At 71.3% G+C, this 15,755-nt stretch carries 14 protein-coding genes and 1 pseudogene; 5 read left to right on the top strand and 10 right to left on the bottom strand.

What is annotated here, in order from left to right:
* Positions 1 to 58 precede the first annotated feature (58 nt).
* The gene (locus ACIOKD_RS08785; RefSeq protein WP_152776879.1) at positions 59 to 121 is read left to right on the top strand and encodes a trp operon leader peptide; all 63 of its coding nucleotides are present in this window, start codon (positions 59 to 61) and stop codon (positions 119 to 121) included.
* A 134-nt stretch (positions 122 to 255) separates the two neighbouring features.
* Positions 256 to 2,133, top strand: a complete 1,878-nt coding sequence (locus tag ACIOKD_RS08790; RefSeq protein WP_402080160.1) for an anthranilate synthase family protein — start codon at positions 256 to 258, stop codon at positions 2,131 to 2,133.
* Positions 2,134 to 2,217: 84 nt separating this feature from the next.
* On the opposite strand, the gene ACIOKD_RS08795 is transcribed toward ACIOKD_RS08790, so the two are convergent.
* From ACIOKD_RS08795 to ACIOKD_RS08810, 4 genes are all read right to left on the bottom strand, one after another.
* Positions 2,218 to 3,246, bottom strand: a complete 1,029-nt coding sequence (locus ACIOKD_RS08795) for a 6-phosphofructokinase (protein WP_402080162.1) — start codon at positions 3,244 to 3,246, stop codon at positions 2,218 to 2,220.
* 143 nt (positions 3,247 to 3,389) lie between these two features.
* On the bottom strand, positions 3,390 to 4,037 hold the full coding sequence (locus ACIOKD_RS08800; RefSeq protein ID WP_402080694.1) for a response regulator: 648 nt from the start codon (positions 4,035 to 4,037) through the stop codon (positions 3,390 to 3,392).
* A 74-nt stretch (positions 4,038 to 4,111) separates the two neighbouring features.
* Positions 4,112 to 5,365: a MacS family sensor histidine kinase gene (gene macS / locus ACIOKD_RS08805; RefSeq protein WP_402080165.1), complete on the bottom strand. Its 1,254-nt coding sequence runs from the start codon at positions 5,363 to 5,365 to the stop codon at positions 4,112 to 4,114.
* A 38-nt stretch (positions 5,366 to 5,403) separates the two neighbouring features.
* Positions 5,404 to 6,207, bottom strand: coding sequence for a lysophospholipid acyltransferase family protein (locus ACIOKD_RS08810; RefSeq protein ID WP_402080168.1), 804 nt, complete (start codon positions 6,205 to 6,207; stop codon positions 5,404 to 5,406).
* A gap of 173 nt (positions 6,208 to 6,380) precedes the next feature.
* Here ACIOKD_RS08810 and ACIOKD_RS08815 point away from each other — a divergent pair, with 173 nt between their 5' ends.
* Together ACIOKD_RS08815 and ACIOKD_RS08820 are read left to right on the top strand one after the other, a co-directional pair.
* A complete protein-coding gene (locus ACIOKD_RS08815) occupies positions 6,381 to 7,190 on the top strand; it encodes an alpha/beta hydrolase (RefSeq protein ID WP_402080170.1) in 810 nt (269 codons plus the stop codon).
* Complete coding sequence (locus tag ACIOKD_RS08820; RefSeq protein WP_402080173.1) at positions 7,183 to 7,875, top strand: hypothetical protein; 693 nt, start codon at positions 7,183 to 7,185, stop codon at positions 7,873 to 7,875. Before ACIOKD_RS08815 ends, ACIOKD_RS08820 begins: the two co-directional genes overlap by 8 nt.
* Positions 7,876 to 7,909: 34 nt before the next feature.
* On the opposite strand, the gene ACIOKD_RS08825 is transcribed toward ACIOKD_RS08820, so the two are convergent.
* From ACIOKD_RS08825 to ACIOKD_RS08850, 6 genes and pseudogenes are all read right to left on the bottom strand, one after another.
* Positions 7,910 to 8,686: an endonuclease/exonuclease/phosphatase family protein gene (locus ACIOKD_RS08825; RefSeq protein ID WP_402080175.1), complete on the bottom strand. Its 777-nt coding sequence runs from the start codon at positions 8,684 to 8,686 to the stop codon at positions 7,910 to 7,912.
* A 232-nt stretch (positions 8,687 to 8,918) separates the two neighbouring features.
* On the bottom strand, positions 8,919 to 9,872 hold the full coding sequence (locus tag ACIOKD_RS08830) for an ROK family glucokinase (protein WP_402080178.1): 954 nt from the start codon (positions 9,870 to 9,872) through the stop codon (positions 8,919 to 8,921).
* A gap of 53 nt (positions 9,873 to 9,925) precedes the next feature.
* Entirely contained in the window at positions 9,926 to 10,450 is a 525-nt protein-coding gene (locus ACIOKD_RS08835; RefSeq protein WP_402080181.1) for a DUF5304 domain-containing protein, read from the bottom strand.
* A gap of 58 nt (positions 10,451 to 10,508) precedes the next feature.
* Positions 10,509 to 11,768 carry an ArsA family ATPase gene (locus tag ACIOKD_RS08840; protein WP_402080184.1) on the bottom strand — a complete coding sequence of 420 codons (1,260 nt, stop codon included), beginning with the start codon at positions 11,766 to 11,768 and terminating at the stop codon, positions 10,509 to 10,511.
* A gap of 133 nt (positions 11,769 to 11,901) precedes the next feature.
* A pseudogene (locus ACIOKD_RS08845) lies at positions 11,902 to 12,336 on the bottom strand (SRPBCC family protein); the annotation flags it as partial.
* Between the two features lie 162 nt (positions 12,337 to 12,498).
* Complete coding sequence (locus ACIOKD_RS08850) at positions 12,499 to 13,347, bottom strand: metallophosphoesterase (protein ID WP_402080187.1); 849 nt, start codon at positions 13,345 to 13,347, stop codon at positions 12,499 to 12,501.
* A gap of 297 nt (positions 13,348 to 13,644) precedes the next feature.
* Here ACIOKD_RS08850 and ACIOKD_RS08855 point away from each other — a divergent pair, with 297 nt between their 5' ends.
* Positions 13,645 to 15,441 carry an AMP-dependent synthetase/ligase gene (locus ACIOKD_RS08855; protein WP_402080189.1) on the top strand — a complete coding sequence of 599 codons (1,797 nt, stop codon included), beginning with the start codon at positions 13,645 to 13,647 and terminating at the stop codon, positions 15,439 to 15,441.
* The last annotated feature ends 314 nt before the right edge of the window (positions 15,442 to 15,755 follow it).

Consider the following 15,755-nt stretch of genomic DNA (forward strand, 5'->3'; position numbering starts at 1 on the left):
AACCGGCCCCCGTCCGACAGATCCCGCGGCGGACCCGACGTGGGGTAGGGTGCGGCGCATGTTCGCGCACCCGACCCAGAACCAGAACTGGTGGTGGACCGCTCACCCGGCGGCCCACTGACTGCGCGTACGCAAGACTTCGCGAAGGCCGCCCGAGGGGCGGCCTTCGGTGTTTTCGCGACCGGGACCGTTCCTCACGACCTCTCGCCCACCTCATCCACCGAGACGCCGAGACGCCGAGAAGGAACAGGACCCATGAACCTGCCCGATCTGCTGGACGATCCCCGCCCGTTCGCCCTGCTGCGCCGCCGCACGCCGGGCCATCACGACGGGCGGGGCGACGCCGTCGAGCTGCTGCTCGGCCCCGTCACCGAGCACGACCGGCTGGCCGACCTCCCCGAGGGCCTCGCCCTCGTCCCGTACCGCCAGATCCGCGAGCGCGGCTTCGACGTCCACGACGACGGCACCCCTCTGTCGGTGCTCGTCCCGGAGGAGACATACGAGTTCTCCCTGGAACAGGCCCTGGCGGAGTTGCCCGCGCACGACGTGCGGGTCGAGGACGGCGGCTTCGATGTCGCGGACGAGGAGTACGCGGAGATCGTCGGGCGGGTGCTGCGCGAGGAGATCGGGCGGGGCGAGGGTGCGAACTTCGTCATCCGGCGGACGTACGAGGGGGAGATCCCGGGGTTCGGGCGGGCCGACGCGCTGGCGCTCTTCCGGCGGCTGCTCGTGGGTGAGCGGGGGGCGTACTGGACGTTCGTGGTCCACACCGGGGAGCGGACACTGGTCGGGGCGAGTCCCGAGGTGCATGTGCGGATGTCCGGCGGGACCGTCGTGATGAACCCGATCAGCGGGACGTACCGCTATCCCGCCGAAGGGCCGACGCCCGAGGACCTGCTGGACTTCCTGGCCGACGGCAAGGAGATCGAGGAGCTCTCGATGGTCGTCGACGAGGAGCTCAAGATGATGTGCACGGTCGGCGACATGGGCGGGGTCGTGATCGGGCCGCGTCTGAAGGAGATGGCCCACCTCGCGCACACGGAGTACGAGCTGCGGGGCAGGTCGTCGCTCGACGTGCGCGAGGTGCTGAAGGAGACCATGTTCGCCGCGACCGTCACCGGCTCACCGGTGCAGAACGCGTGCCGGGTGATCGAGCGGCACGAGGTCGGCGGACGCGGCTACTACGCCGGGGCCCTCGCCCTCATCGGGCGCGACTCGGGCGGCGCCCAGACCCTCGACTCCCCCATCCTCATCCGGACCGCCGACATCGACGGCGGCGGCCGGCTGCGCGTACCGGTCGGCGCGACGCTCGTCCGCGGGTCGGATCCGGCGGGCGAGGTCGCGGAGACGCACGCGAAGGCGGCGGGCGTACTGGCCGCCCTCGGCGTACGCCCCGGGCGGCCGGGCGGGGACGAGGCGCGGGTGAACCTCGCGGACGATCCGCGGGTGCGGGCCGCGCTCGACGGGCGGCGGGCCTCGCTGGCGCCGTTCTGGCTGCGGATGCAGGAGCCGTCCGCCGAACTGTCGGGCGACGCGCTCGTCGTGGACGGGGAGGACACCTTCACGGCGATGCTCGCGCATCTGCTGCGTTCGTCCGGGCTGACGGTGACCGTACGGAGGTACGACGAGGCAGGGCTGAGGGAGGCCGTCCTGGCGCACGAGGGGCCGCTGGTGCTGGGCCCCGGTCCGGGCGACCCGTCCGACCTCGCGGACCCGAAGATGGCCTTCCTGCGCGGCCTCACCGCGGAGGTGCTGCGCGGGCACCGGCACGGCGTCCTGGGTGTGTGCCTGGGCCACGAGCTGATCGCGGCGGAACTGGGCCTGGAGATCGTGCGCAAGGAGATCCCGTACCAGGGTGCCCAGACGGACATCGATCTGTTCGGGCGGACGGAGACCGTCGGTTTCTACAACAGCTTCGTGGCGCGCTGCGACGACGAGGCCGCGCTCGAACTGGGAGCCCATGGCGTGGAGGTCGCCCGCAGCCGGGGCCAGGAGGTGCACGCGCTGCGCGGGCCGGGCTTCGCCGGGGTGCAGTTCCACCCCGAGTCGGTGCTGACCCTGCGCGGCGCGGACGTCGTACGGGAGTTGGTGGGGCGGGTGTGGGCGAGGGCGGGCACCCCCGGGCCCCGCTGAAAGAGTGCGCAGTTCCCCGCGCCCCTGGGTACTCAGGGGCGCGGGGAACCGCGCGGCGGGGGCGAAGAGAACCCGGTCGCGGGGTCAGCCGAAGAAGACTCCGACCTCTTCGTACAGGCGGGGGTCGACCGTCTTCAGCCGGGCCGTCGCCTCCGCGATCGGCACACGCACGATGTCGGTCCCCTGCAGCGCGACCATCTTGCCGAAGTCACCGTCCCGGACGGCTTCGATCGCGTGCAGCCCGAACCGCGTGGCCAGCCACCGGTCGAACGCACTCGGAGTACCACCCCGCTGCACATGCCCGAGCACGGTCGTCCGCGCCTCCTTCCCCGTGCGCCGCTCGATCTCCTTGGACAGCCACTCCCCCACACCCGACAGCCGCACATGCCCGAAGGAGTCCAGCGTGCCGTCCTTGAGGACCATGTCGCCGTCCTTGGGCATCGCACCCTCGGCGACGACCACGATCGGCGCGTACGAGGCCTTGAAACGCGAGGTCACCCAGGCGCAGACCTGGTCGACGTCGAAGCGCTGTTCCGGGATGAGGATGACGTTCGCGCCGCCCGCGAGGCCCGAGTGGAGCGCGATCCAGCCCGCGTGCCGGCCCATCACCTCGCACACCAGCACGCGCATGTGCGACTCGGCGGTGGTGTGCAGGCGGTCGATCGCCTCGGTCGCGATACCGACGGCGGTGTCGAAACCGAAGGTGTAGTCGGTGGCGGACAGATCGTTGTCGATGGTCTTCGGTACACCGACGACGGGCACCCCGTACTCGTCGGTGAGGCGCGCGGCGACACCGAGGGTGTCCTCTCCGCCGATCGCGATCAAAGCGTCCACCTCGCACTTGGCGAGGTTCTCCTTGATCCGGCGGATGCCGTTCTCGGCCTTGAGGGGGTTGGTGCGCGAGGAGCCGAGGATGGTGCCGCCGCGAGGCAGGATGCCCCGCACGGCGGGAATGTCGAGCCGGACGAAGTCGCCTTCCAGCGGACCCCTCCAGCCGTCCCGAAAGCCGGTGAAGTCATAGCCGTACTCCTGCACGCCCTTGCGGACGATGCCCCGGATGACGGCGTTGAGCCCGGGGCAGTCGCCGCCTCCGGTCAGTACTCCGACCCGCATGGAAAGTCCCTTCGCCATGGTTGGCTGACGGGACTCACGCTAATAGTGATCCAGGTCACTCCAGGAGGGGGCGGAAGGTCAATTCCGGTGCAATGTGCGGGAGTTGATCACCTGCCATCACTCGTTGGTGTGTATCGGTGGGTTTACACGTCGTCGAGGCCCCGCTCTATGGCATAGCGCACCAACTCCACGCGGTTGTGCAACTGGAGCTTGCCCAGGGTGTTCTGGACGTGGTTCTGCACGGTGCGGTGGGAGATCACCAGGCGCTCGGCGATCTGCTTGTAGCTCAGGCCCTTGGCCACCAGGCGCAGTACCTCGGTCTCGCGGTCGGTGAGCTGCGGGGCTCTCGGCTCGTCGCCGCCCGTGGCGGGACCCGGGTCGGAGGCGAGTCTGCGGTACTCGCCGAGGACCAGGCCCGCCAGGCCCGGGGTGAAGACGGGATCGCCGACGGCCGTGCGGCGCACCGCGTCGGTCAGCTCCTCCGTGGAGGCCGACTTGATCAGGTAGCCGGTGGCGCCCGACTTGACCGCCTCCAGGACGTCGGCGTGCTCGCCGCTCGCGGACAGGACCAGGACGCGCAGGGCGGGGTTGAGGCCGACAAGTTCCTTGCAGACCTGCACACCGGGCTTGGCGGGCAGGTTCAGGTCCAGCACGAGGACGTCGGGCCCGACGGCCTGGGCCCGGCGCACCGCCTGCTCGCCGTCGCCCGCGGTCGCGACCACGTCGAACCCGGACTCGGCCAGGTCGCGGGCGACCGCGTCGCGCCACATGGGGTGGTCGTCGACCACCATGACCCTGATCGGGTCCCCTCCCTCTCCCTGCCCGGGTCCCTGCCCCGGTCGTCGTCCCTGCCCCTGTCCCTCGGTCATGCCTTTTCCGCCTTCCCCCGTGTGCCCTCGGACCCCTTCGGGGCCTTCGGCGCCTGCTTCGGTACCTTCAGTTCCACTTCCGTGCCCTGGCCCGGCACCGAGATCAGCTGGGCGGTGCCCCCGATCTCGTGCAGCCGTCCCCGGATCGACAGGGCCACCCCGAGGCGCCCCTCGCCCTCGGCCTGGGCGAGCCGTCCCTCGGGGATGCCGGGGCCGTCGTCCCGTACGGTCACGATCACCTCGTCCGGCTCGTCCTCGACCAATATCCAGGCCCGGGCGTCCTCGCCCGCGTGACGGCGGACGTTGTCCAGGGCGGCACCGACCGCCGCGGCCAGTTCCCTCGCGGCACCGGCCGGGAGCGGCACCGGGGTGCCCGGCTCCGAGAACGTCACCTTGGCGGTGGCGTACGCGGCGAGCAGCGGGCGCAGATCGCAGGGGACGGAGTCGCCCCGGGGGTCCGGCTCGTCCACCGCGCGCACGACGGCACCCTCGGTCTCGTCCTCCGACACCCGTGAGACGGGTACGAGTCCGCCGGAGACCAGGGTGCGCAGCGCCACCTCCTGCTCGCCTGCGAGGCGACCCAGGTCCGCGGCCTCCCCGCCGAGCGCGGAACCGCGCCGCTGCACCATGGCGAGCACCTGGAGGACGCCGTCGTGGATGTCACGGGCGAGCCGCTCGCGTTCGCGCGTCGCCGCCTCGATCTCCAGGGCGCGGGCCAGGGTGCGCTCGGAGGCCCGGGCGACCTCGACGACGTATCCGATGGCGATCGAGGCGACCCAGACCAGCAGCACGTTGTGGAGGGTGTCCTCGCTGAGCGCGCCGCGCTGTACGACGTTGGCGACGCCGACGAGCGCCGAGGCGAAGGCCGCCCAGCGCCAACCGCCCTTGATCGCGAACGCCAGCACCGCGCCCGCGGTCCATATCGACGGGAGGGTCGGGCCGCCCGCCACGATCCGCTCGTGGGCGTCCGCGACCGGGGTGAGCAGGATGCCGGTGAGGGCGACGGTCAGATCGGCCGCGAGGAAGGGCTTGGTGCAGCTCTGCGCGTTCGCCACCTTGGGCAGGGTGGCGAAGGTCCAGGCGGAGAGCAGTACGTAGTATCCGATGGCCACTTCGGGGCGGATGAACTCGTCGTTCCTCGCGACGAAGAGACCGATCGCGTAGAACAGCGTCAGGACGCGGTACCCCGTGAGCGCGCGCCACAGCGGCTGCTCGACCGACATCCTCATGACTCTCTCGCGCTTGGCCATGTCCCCCACTACCCCATCCCCCGCGGCCGCGTCCAGGTCTACGAGCCGGTCTGCTCCTTGTCGGCCCGCTCCTGGCCGACCTGCCCCTGGTCCGCCGCCCGGCGCGACGCCCGGTCGGCTTCCTTCAGGGCTTCCTTCTGGGCTTCCTTGTGCGCCTGCTTCTGTGCCTTCGCCGCCTCCACGATCTGCCGCTTGGCGGCCGTCGCGTAGATGTCGACGTACTCCTGTCCGGAGAGCTTCATGATTTCGTACATGACCTCGTCGGTCACCGCGCGCAGGACGAAACGGTCGTGCTCCATGCCGCTGTAGCGGCAGAAGTCCAGCGGTTCGCCGATGCGGATGCCCGGGCGCATCAGCTTGGGCATCACCTTGCCGGGCGGCTGGATCTTCTCGGTGTCGATCATGGCGACCGGGATGACGGGTGCCCCGGTGGCCAGCGCCACGCGCGCGAGTCCGCCCTGCTTGCCACGGTAGAGGCGGCCGTCGGGCGACCGCGTGCCCTCCGGGTAGATGCCGAAGAGCTCCCCGCGCTCGATGACGTCGACACCGCTCCTGACCGCGGCCTCGCCCGCGCCGCGTCCGCCGGAACGGTCCACCGGCAGCTGGCCGACGCCCTTGAAGAAGGCGGCGGTCATCCTGCCCTTGACGCCGGGCGTGGTGAAGTACTCCGCCTTCGCGATGAAGGTGACCTTGCGGTCGAGGACCGCGGGGAGGAAGAACGAGTCCGAGAACGACAGGTGGTTGCTCGCCAGGATGGCCGGACCCTCGGCGGGGATGTTCCCGAGGCCTTCCACCCAGGGCCTGAAGGCGAGCTTCAGCGGCCCTCCGATGGAAAACTTCATTGCGCCGTAGATCACCCGAGTGCCTCCCGTGTCTGTCGATCAGACCTTAACCCGGAGCACCGTCAATGGGCCCGACGGCCCTGGTCGGTGTCAGTGCCGTCGCGTACGGTGAAGTACGCCTCGAAGCTTCGGGGTGATCGTCGCGTCGCCCTTGAACGAACAGGAGACCGAAGGTGCCGGTCCTTCCCGGAGCTGAGCCGTTCCACCACGAGGGGGGAAAGGTCGGGGTCCTCCTCTGCCACGGCTTCACCGGTTCCCCGCAGTCGCTGCGCCCCTGGGCGGAGTATCTCGCCGAGCGCGGTCTCACCGTCTCGCTGCCGCTGCTGCCCGGGCACGGCACGCGCTGGGAGGACATGCAGCTCACGGGCTGGCAGGACTGGTACGCGGAGGTGGACCGCGAGCTGCGCGCCCTGCGCGAGCGCTGCTCCCAGGTCTTCGTCTTCGGCCTCTCCATGGGCGGCGCGCTCACCCTGCGGCTCGCCGCCAAGCACGGCGACGAGGTCAGCGGCACAGTGGTCGTCAACCCGGCGAACAAGGTGCACGGCCTCAAGGCGTACGCACTGCCGGTGATCCGTCACTTCGTCAGGACGGTGCCCGGCATCACCAGCGACATCGCCAAGGACGGCGGCATCGAGATCGGCTACGACAAGGTGCCCCTGCACGCGGCCCACTCGATGCGCGACTTCTACCGGCTGGTCGACGGCGAACTGCCGCAGGTGACCCAGCCGATGCTGCTCCTGCACAGCCCGCAGGACCATGTCGTGCCGCCCGCCGACTCGGCCCGCATCCTCAGCCGGGTGTCGTCCGTGGATGTCACGGAGATACTTCTGGAACAGAGCTACCACGTCGCGACGTTGGACCACGACGCGGACCGGATCTTCGAGGAGAGCTTCGCCTTCGTCTCCCGGCTCGCACCCGGTGCCGGCAAGGAGGCCGGCGCGGGTCAGGCGAGTCAGCAGGAAGGGACGGCCACTGGTGGCTGAGCACGACGCGGACCGCGAGCCCGACGAGAAGGACGCACCGCCCGGCGGGGAACAGGGCCCGTCGTTCGACGAGACGGCGGCGTGGGAGGCGATCGTGGCCGGATACGGCGACGAACCGCCGGACCCGCCCGGCGCCAAGCCCTTCAAGTCCGTGGAGGACCTGGCGCTCCTGGAGCCCGAGACGAACGACGCCGGTGGCGTGGGCGACTCCGGCGGCAAGAGCTCCGCGACGCCCAAGGGCGCCAAAAGCGAGCAGGGCGGTACGGACAGCACGGATCCGGAGGCCGACTCGGACGCTGATGCGAAGGCAGGCCCGAAGGACGAGCCCGGCGCGGGGAAGCCGCTCGGCAGTTCGGTCGCGTTCGCGCCCGGTGTAGCCGGCCCGCGTGACTACACGGCGCCCGAACCGGCCGAGGAGGACTTCGACCAGGACGACGAGGGCCACTTCGTGCCGCCCGAGCCGCCTCCGCTGCCCGCCGCGGACGCCACGGCCAAGTTCGCCTGGCTGGCCGTGATCGGCGGCCCGGTGCTGCTGCTTCTCGCGGTGCTGCTCGGGTGGGAGATGACGTGGTACCTCGCCACGCTGGGCATCGGCGGCTTCCTCGGCGGGTTCGCCACGCTGGTGGGGCGGATGCGCGGCGACGAGGAGGACGAGGACGACCCGGGGCGCGGAGCGGTGGTCTGAAGCCTGACGCCGGACGTCGGCCTGACACCCGGCGTCATCGGGCGGCCGGAATTCTGAGGGCCGCCAGGACCGGCAGGTGGTCCGTGGCGGCCCTCAGGTCCGCCTCGGTCACTCCGGGCTGGTCCAGGGGTACACCGCAGCCCAGGATCCGCACGCCCGCCGTGGCGAAGAGCGCGTCGATGCGCTGATGGGGGTCACCGGGCGTGGAGGTGTGCTCCCCGCCCCAGGGCGCCACCGCCCAGCCGTCCTGGAGCGCTGCCGCGAGGCGCTTGAACGTCCGGCCGTTCGGGCGCTCGTTGAGGTCTCCGCCCACGACGGCGTGCGGGGTGTCCAGGGCGGCGAGGCTGTCCAGGAGCATGGCGCCCTGCTTGCGGCGCTCGTCCTTCTGGAGGGAGAGGTGGCAGCTCAGCACGCCGACGCGGGGGCCGTCTGCCCCGCCGAACCGTACGACTGCGGTCGCGAAGCCGCGTCGGTGCAGGCCGGGGGTGAGCGGGAGGAGCACGTCCTCGGTGCGTTCGACCGTGGCGCGCAGGGAGCAGAGGAGGGCGGGGCCGGAGGCGGTGGCTCCGCCGGAGAGGACGACCTGGCCCGAGGCCGCTGCCAGGCGGGCCAGCTTCTTGCGCCAGCGGAAGAAGCGGGGGGCTTCCTGGAGGAGGACCAGGTCCGGTTCGCAGGCGGCGATCACTCGTGCGAGTGCGGTGGTGTCGTCCCGCATGGACCGGATGTTGTAGCTGAGGACCCGGATGACGGCCGAGCCGTCGGACTCCGTCCGGGAACCGGGCAGCGGGGTGGCTGTCGGGGTGGTCGACATACGGATCAAGATATCGGGTGGAGAGTGCCAGTTTGTCGTTCACCCGCACCCCGGCGGGGCTTGTCGCGCAGTTCCCCGCGCCCCCAGAAGAGTCTGCGCCCCGTTGGGGGCTGAGCACACAGTTCCCCGCGCGCCAAAAGTGAAAGGCAGGGGCGCGGGGAACCCCGCGGGCCACCCCCACCGGGGCGCAGACGACGTACGTCCCCGCGCCCCCGGCAGGGACGCGCGGTCACTACATGATCGGGTCGGGCTCGCGGGCCAGGTCCGCCGCTCCCACCAGCCCCGCCTTGTTCCCCAGCTGCGCGGCGATCACGTCGGCGACGGGACGCCAGTTCCCGCCCACCAGCCACCGCTTGTACGACTTGCGGATCGGGTCGAGGACAAGCTCACCCTCGTCCGAAAGGCCCCCGCCGACGATGAACGCGGAGGGGTCGAAGAGAGAGGCCAGGTCGGCGAGCCCGGCACCGGCCCAGCGGGCCAGCTCCCGGTAGGAGTCCACCGCCACCGGATCACCCTGCCGCGCGGCCATCGAGATGTGCTTGCCCTCGATGCCGTCGGGCGAGCCGTCCCCCAGCGACAGCAGGATGTCCGCGTTCTCGGGCGTCGCGTTGGCCCGCTGCTTCGCGTACCGGACGAGCGCGCGACCGGACGCGTACTGCTCCCAGCAGCCCTGGGAGCCGCAGCCGCACAGCAGCCCGTCCGGGACCATCCGGATGTGGCCGAACTCCGCGGCGACCCCGAAGTGCCCGCGGCGCAGCTTGTTGCCGATGATGATGCCGCCGCCCAGGCCGGTGCCCAGCGTGATGCAGATGACGTTGCGGTGCCCCTTGCCCGCGCCGAACTTGTACTCGCCCCAGGCCGCCGCGTTCGCGTCGTTCTCGACCACGACCGGCAGGCCCACCCGGGCCTCCACCGCTTCCTTCAGGGGCTCCTGCCGCCAGTCGATGTTCGGCGCGAAATAGACCGTGTCGCGCTGCCGGTTGACGTATCCGGCGGCACCGATGCCCACGCCGACGATCTCGTGCCCGGCCCTGGCACCTTCGACGGCCGCGGCGATCGCGTCCACGATCGCCTGCGGCGTCGTGGGAGTCGGCACCTTGAAGGTCGAGAGGATGTTGCCTTCCTCGTCGACCACCCCGGCCGCGATCTTCGTGCCGCCGATGTCGACGCCGATGGTGAGTCCCATGAATCCCTCAGTTTCGGTCGAGCCCCGCTATGGCCAACCGTACCCGAGCGACTTCAGTCGAGGTCGATGTGTTCACCGCTGCCGGTGCCCTTGCCTGTGCCCTCGTCCCGGGGGCGCGCGGCGGTGTCACGGGCTGTCCAGCGCCGTTCCTGCGCCTCGACGGCGGAGCGGTACGCGGCGAGCAGCTCGGAGCCGGCGCTCGCCAGGTGGTCGAACACGTCGGGGTTGCGCTCGATGACGGGCTCGACGGCGGCCTTGGCCTGCTGCACGACCTGGTTCACCATCTGCTGGGCGGCGCCGCCCGCGACCGCGCCGAGCAGGGGCGACTGCAGTCCGGACAGCTTGTCGGCGACGGCGTCGAGGAGTTTGCGCAGTTCCTCGGCGGCCGAGCCGGGCGGCTGGCCGTACTGGGTGCGGCGGCGGGCCTTCTCTGCGGCGAGGTCCTCGGCGCACGCGTTCGCCCAGGCGTCGTCGTCGGTCGTCCGGACCTCGTCGCGCTCCTCGCCGTGCACCGTGCCGTCGTGCACCGGGTCGAGCGCGTCCTCCCCCGCGTCGGACGTGGGGCGCTCATCGCTCATGGCGGACTCCAAGCATCGGCTCTGTGTCTCTCGACGTTACCCGACCGGGGTAGGCCGTTCACCGTGTCCGTGGCCACAGATCCGGGTCGGGCGCGAACCGGACACGCAGTTCGCCCTCGCGCAGGGAGGCTCCGTCGACCGCGCAGCGGCGCAGGGCGGACGGGAGCGCGACGATCCGGCGGAACTGCCCGACGGTGACGACGAGTTCGTCCCCGCGGCGTACGAGGTCGAGCTCCTCGCGTATCGCGCCGGGCAGCGGGATGTGCCAGACGAGCACGCCGTCATCGGCGAGCCGGTCGACGACGGGCCAGGCGAGCGGCCCGGAAGCGCCACCCCGAGCGGTCACGGAGAGGGGCACCGGGAGCAGGGCCAGGTCCTCGGCGCCACGCGGGTCGCGGCCGAGGTGGGGGACCTCGTGCACCTCGCACGTCCCGGCTGAGCGCGTCCCGCCGGAGGACGTCCCGGCGGAGGACGTCCCGGCGGAGGACGTCCCGGCGGAGCCCCACTCGTCACGCCATCCGTCGAGGGACTTGCGCTGCTGGGCGGCGAGGGCGGCCAGCCAGGTGTCGGGGGACGCGTCGGGCAGGACGCGGTTGGCGATCAGGGCGTCGGTGCGCAGCCCGCGCAGGGCGAATCCGGTGACGGCCGACCGTACGGCGTCGGCGCCCGCGGGCCCCGGTTCGGCGACCAGCCGTACCGTCGTGGCCGGGTCCTCGACGGCCAGCTGGACCGCGGCCAGTTCGGCGTCCCAGCGGGCCGCCGCCTCGTACAGCCGCTCCGTCGGCATGGGGATGCCGGCCAGGCGGCCGAGGACGGGGCGCAGGGCGCGGGCCGCCTGGCGTTCCGCGGGCAGCAGGCGGCGCAGGTAGCGGCGCAGTTGTTCCGGGAGGGCCAGCAGGGCGAGTGCCTGGGGGGCCGGCGGCAGGTCGACGACCAGTAGGTCGAAGGTGTCCGCGGCGGCCGCGTCGCGCAGGGCGCGGAGCAGGGCGAGTTCCTCGGCACCGGGCAGGGGGGTGAGTTCCTCGGCGTCCAGGCGGGCCGAGCCCAGCAGGTCGAGGGCGGTGGAGGCCTGTTCCTGGAGGGCCAGGAGGTCCGCCCGGAACCGTTCGCCCGCGTCCGGCCGCCAGGCGGTGAGCCCGGGGGCGGTCTCGGCGGGCGCGGAGCCGGTGGGGGCGCCGAGGGCGGCACCGAGGGTGTCGGCGCGGTCCGCGGAGAGCACCAGGGTGCGGGTGCCCCGGCGGGCGGCCTCCCAAGCGGTGGCCGCGGCGACGGTGGTGCGGCCGGAGCCGCCGGGGCCGGTGATCAGGATGGTGCGCATGGAGGTGAACGGTACGTGGTGCGGCGGCGCCTGCGACGGGCCGCTACTTGTCGCCCGGCCCCGCCTTCTTGTCGGCGTCCCCCGACTCCGCTTTCTTCGACTCCGCTTCCTTGGCGGCTTCCCTACCGGCGTCGCCCGACTCGACGCGCTTCTTCAGGCCCGCCAGCGCGCGATCGATGATGACCTTCTCCGCCTTGCGCTTGATCATGCCGAGCATCGGGATCTTGACGTCGACGGTGAGCCGGTAGGTGACCTCGGTGGCGCTCAGGCCGGCCGGCCTGAGGATGTACGAGCCGTCCAGCGAGCGGAGCATCTGGGACTTGACCAGGGTCCAGGAGACCTCGTGGTCGCCGGTCCAGGTGTAGCCCAGGGTCTGGTCGTCCTTGATGGCGCCGGCGTCCATGACGAGGCGCACCTGCTCCGCACGGCCCTTCTCGTCCGTCGCGAGCACCTGCGCCTCCTTCACCTCGCCCGTCCAGTCGGGGTAGCGGGCGAAGTCGGCGATGACCGCCATGACATCGGCCGGTGCCGCCTCGATCGTGATACTCGAACTGGTGTGTTCCGCCATCGCTGTGGCTCCTCCAGATGCGGTCCGGACAGGGGGGTTCTGCAGGCACGCAGGTTCTGCGGAGTACGAACGCTTTCTACCTGTGTGCGCAGCGTGAACGCTACCGCGCTGTGGAGGGCCCGCCGTCCCCGGCCCCGCGACCGCCGGTGGCCCCGGCGGCCCTCACCACTCCAGGGCCCACGGCTTCCCCGTCCCGGCGAAGTGACCCACGTTCACGCACTCCGTGGCGCCGACCCGCATCCGCCGGGCGAGCGGCTGGTGGACGTGCCCGAAGAGCGAGTAGCGCGGCCTGGTGCGCCGGATCGCGGCCAGCAGCGCCCGGCTGCCCCGCTCGAAGCGCCGCGCCACCGTGTCGTAGACGAGCTCGGGCACCTCGGGCGGGATGTGGGTGCAGAGCACGTCGACCTCCCCGACGGCCTCGATCTTCGCCGCGTACTCCTCGTCGCTGATCTCGTACGGCGTCCGCATGGGGGTACGCAGTCCGCCGCCGACGAAGCCGAAGACCCGGCCGCCGATCTCGACGCGCTGTCCGTCGAGCACGGTGGTGCCGGGTGCGGCGTACTCCGGCCACAGGGACGGGATGTCGACGTTGCCGTAGGTGGCGTACGTCGGGGTGGGGAACGCCGCGAAGAGTTCGGCGTACTGCTTCCGTACGGCCTTCTCGATGGCGGGGCCGCGGTCGACGCCCGCCCACAGCCGGGCACCGAGGGCCCGCGCCTCCTCGTACCGGCGGGCGGTGCGGAGCTCGACGATGCGGTCCGTGTTCTCGGCGCCGAAGAGGTCCGGGAAGATGCCGCGGGAGTGGTCGGCGTAGTCGATGAAGAGGACGAGGTCGCCCAGACAGATCAGGGCGTCCGCGCCCTCACCGGCCCTGACCAGGTCACGGACGTTGCCGTGCACGTCGCTCACGACGTGGATCCGTGTCCTTGAGGGTGTCCTCGGGGGTGTCTTCGGTGGTGTTCTCGGGGTCTTGCGTCCGCCGCCGCCGTCGCCGCCTTGTGTACCTGCCATGGCGATCAAGGGTAAGCCTGTGGAGCAAACGTGTTCAGACGCGGGCGGACCTGCGGTTACTACCCGGTCAGTAACGGGTTGGACTAGTCTGCGCCAAGGAACCCCAACACGTGTGACGCGGGGAACATCTCGCCTGACCCCCCTGTCGTAGAGGCACTACCGGCGGGTAACGTCCGGCCAGTCCAGTCGTGCTCAGGGTTTCAACAACCGACTCCCGGAGCACCTTGCCCGAGCCTTGGACCGCTCCGTCGCATCACACGAGGTCGTGGCGTCGGCGCCCTATGAGGAGCAGCAGTCTTGCGCGAGTTCAGCCTTCCGGCTTTGTACGAGGTCCCTGCGGACGGCAATCTGACCGACATCGTCCGCAGAAACGCCGCGCAGCATCCCGACGTCGCGGTCATCGCCCGCAAGATCGGCGGTACCTGGACGGATGTCACGGCCACCGTCTTCCTCGCCGAGGTGCGGGCCGCCGCGAAGGGCCTGATCGCCTCGGGTGTCCAGCCCGGCGACCGCGTCGCCCTGATGTCCCGCACGCGCTACGAGTGGACGCTGCTCGACTTCGCCATCTGGAGCGCGGGCGCCGTCACCGTGCCGGTGTACGAGACCAGCTCCCCGGAGCAGGTGCAGTGGATCCTCGGCGACTCGGGAGCGATCGCGATCGTCGTGGAGCTCGACGCGCACGCCGCCGCCGTCGAGTCGGTGCGCGACCGGCTGCCGCACCTCAAGCACCTCTGGCAGATCGAGGGCGGCGGGGTCGACGAGCTCGTCCGCGCCGGCAAGGACGTCTCGGACACCGCGGTCGAGGAGCGCGGCTCGCTCGCCAAGGCCGACGACCCGGCGACGATCGTCTACACCAGCGGTACGACCGGACGTCCCAAGGGCTGCGTGCTGACCCACCGCAGTTTCTTCGCGGAGTGCGGCAACATCGTGGAGCGGCTGCGGCCGCTGTTCCGTACCGGCGAGTGCTCGGTGCTCCTCTTCCTGCCGCTCGCGCACGTCTTCGGGCGGCTCGTGCAGGTGGCTCCGATGATGGCGCCGATCAAACTGGGCCTGGTCCCGGACATCAAGAACCTCACGGACGAACTGGCCTCGTTCCGGCCGACGCTGATCCTCGGGGTGCCGCGCGTCTTCGAGAAGGTCTACAACTCGGCGCGGGCCAAGGCGCAGGCGGACGGCAAGGGCAAGATCTTCGACAAGGCGGCGGACACGGCGATCGCGTACAGCCGCGCGCTGGACACCCCGGCCGGCCCCTCGATCGGTCTGCGGATCAAACACAGGACGTTCGACAAACTCGTCTACAGCAAGCTGCGGGCGGTGCTCGGCGGCAAGGGCGAGTACGCGATCTCGGGCGGCGCACCGCTGGGTGAGCGCCTGGGCCACTTCTTCCGCGGTATCGGCTTCACGGTCCTGGAGGGGTACGGGCTGACCGAGTCCTGTGCGGCCACCGCCTTCAACCCGTGGGACCGGCAGAAGATCGGCACGGTCGGGCAGCCGCTGCCGGGCTCGGTGGTCCGTATCGCCGACGACGGTGAGGTGCTGCTGCACGGCGAGCACCTGTTCAAGGGGTACTGGAACAACGAGGGCGCGACCGAGGAGGCGCTGGCCGACGGCTGGTTCCACACCGGTGACATCGGCACGCTCGACGAGGACGGGTACCTGCGCATCACCGGCCGCAAGAAGGAGATCATCGTCACGGCGGGCGGCAAGAACGTCGCTCCGGCCGTGATCGAGGACCGGATCCGGGCGCACGCGCTGGTCGCCGAGTGCATGGTGGTGGGTGACGGGCGGCCGTTCGTGGGCGCGCTGGTCACCATCGACGAGGAGTTCCTGGAGCGGTGGGCCGAGGACCACGGGAAGCCCGCCGGCTCGACCGCGGCTTCGCTGGCGCTCGACCCGGATCTGCTCGCGGCGGTCCAGAGCGCGGTGGACGACGGCAACGCGGCGGTGTCGAAGGCGGAGTCGGTACGGAAGTTCCGTGTGCTGTCGCACCAGTTCACGGAGGACTCGGGGCACTTGACCCCGTCCCTGAAACTGAAGCGCAACGTGGTGGCGAAGGATTACGCGACCGAGATCGAAGCGATCTATCAGGGCTGAGGGCGCCTGTTCGCCGTGCGGCGGAAGCGCGCCATTCAGGGTGCCGCTGGTCGCGGGATGACGTGTGCGGGCCGATGCGGGTTGCCCGCGCAGTTCCCCGCGCCCCTAAAGGCAAGGGGCGCGGGGAACTGCGCAATCTATACGGGCCCCCGCCGACCCGCAGACGAAGAGCAAGCGCGAGCCGCGCTTTCAGGGGCGCGGCGAACTGCGCCGCCAGCCCACCACAACCCGCACACGCCATCCCGCGAGCCGCGCTTTCAGGGGCGCGGGGAACTGCGCAGTCTTTTGGGCCCCGCCGGCCCGCAGCCGCCCCA

The organism is Streptomyces sp. NPDC087844 (assembly GCF_044742785.1).
In the GTDB taxonomy this organism is placed as follows: domain Bacteria; phylum Actinomycetota; class Actinomycetes; order Streptomycetales; family Streptomycetaceae; genus Streptomyces.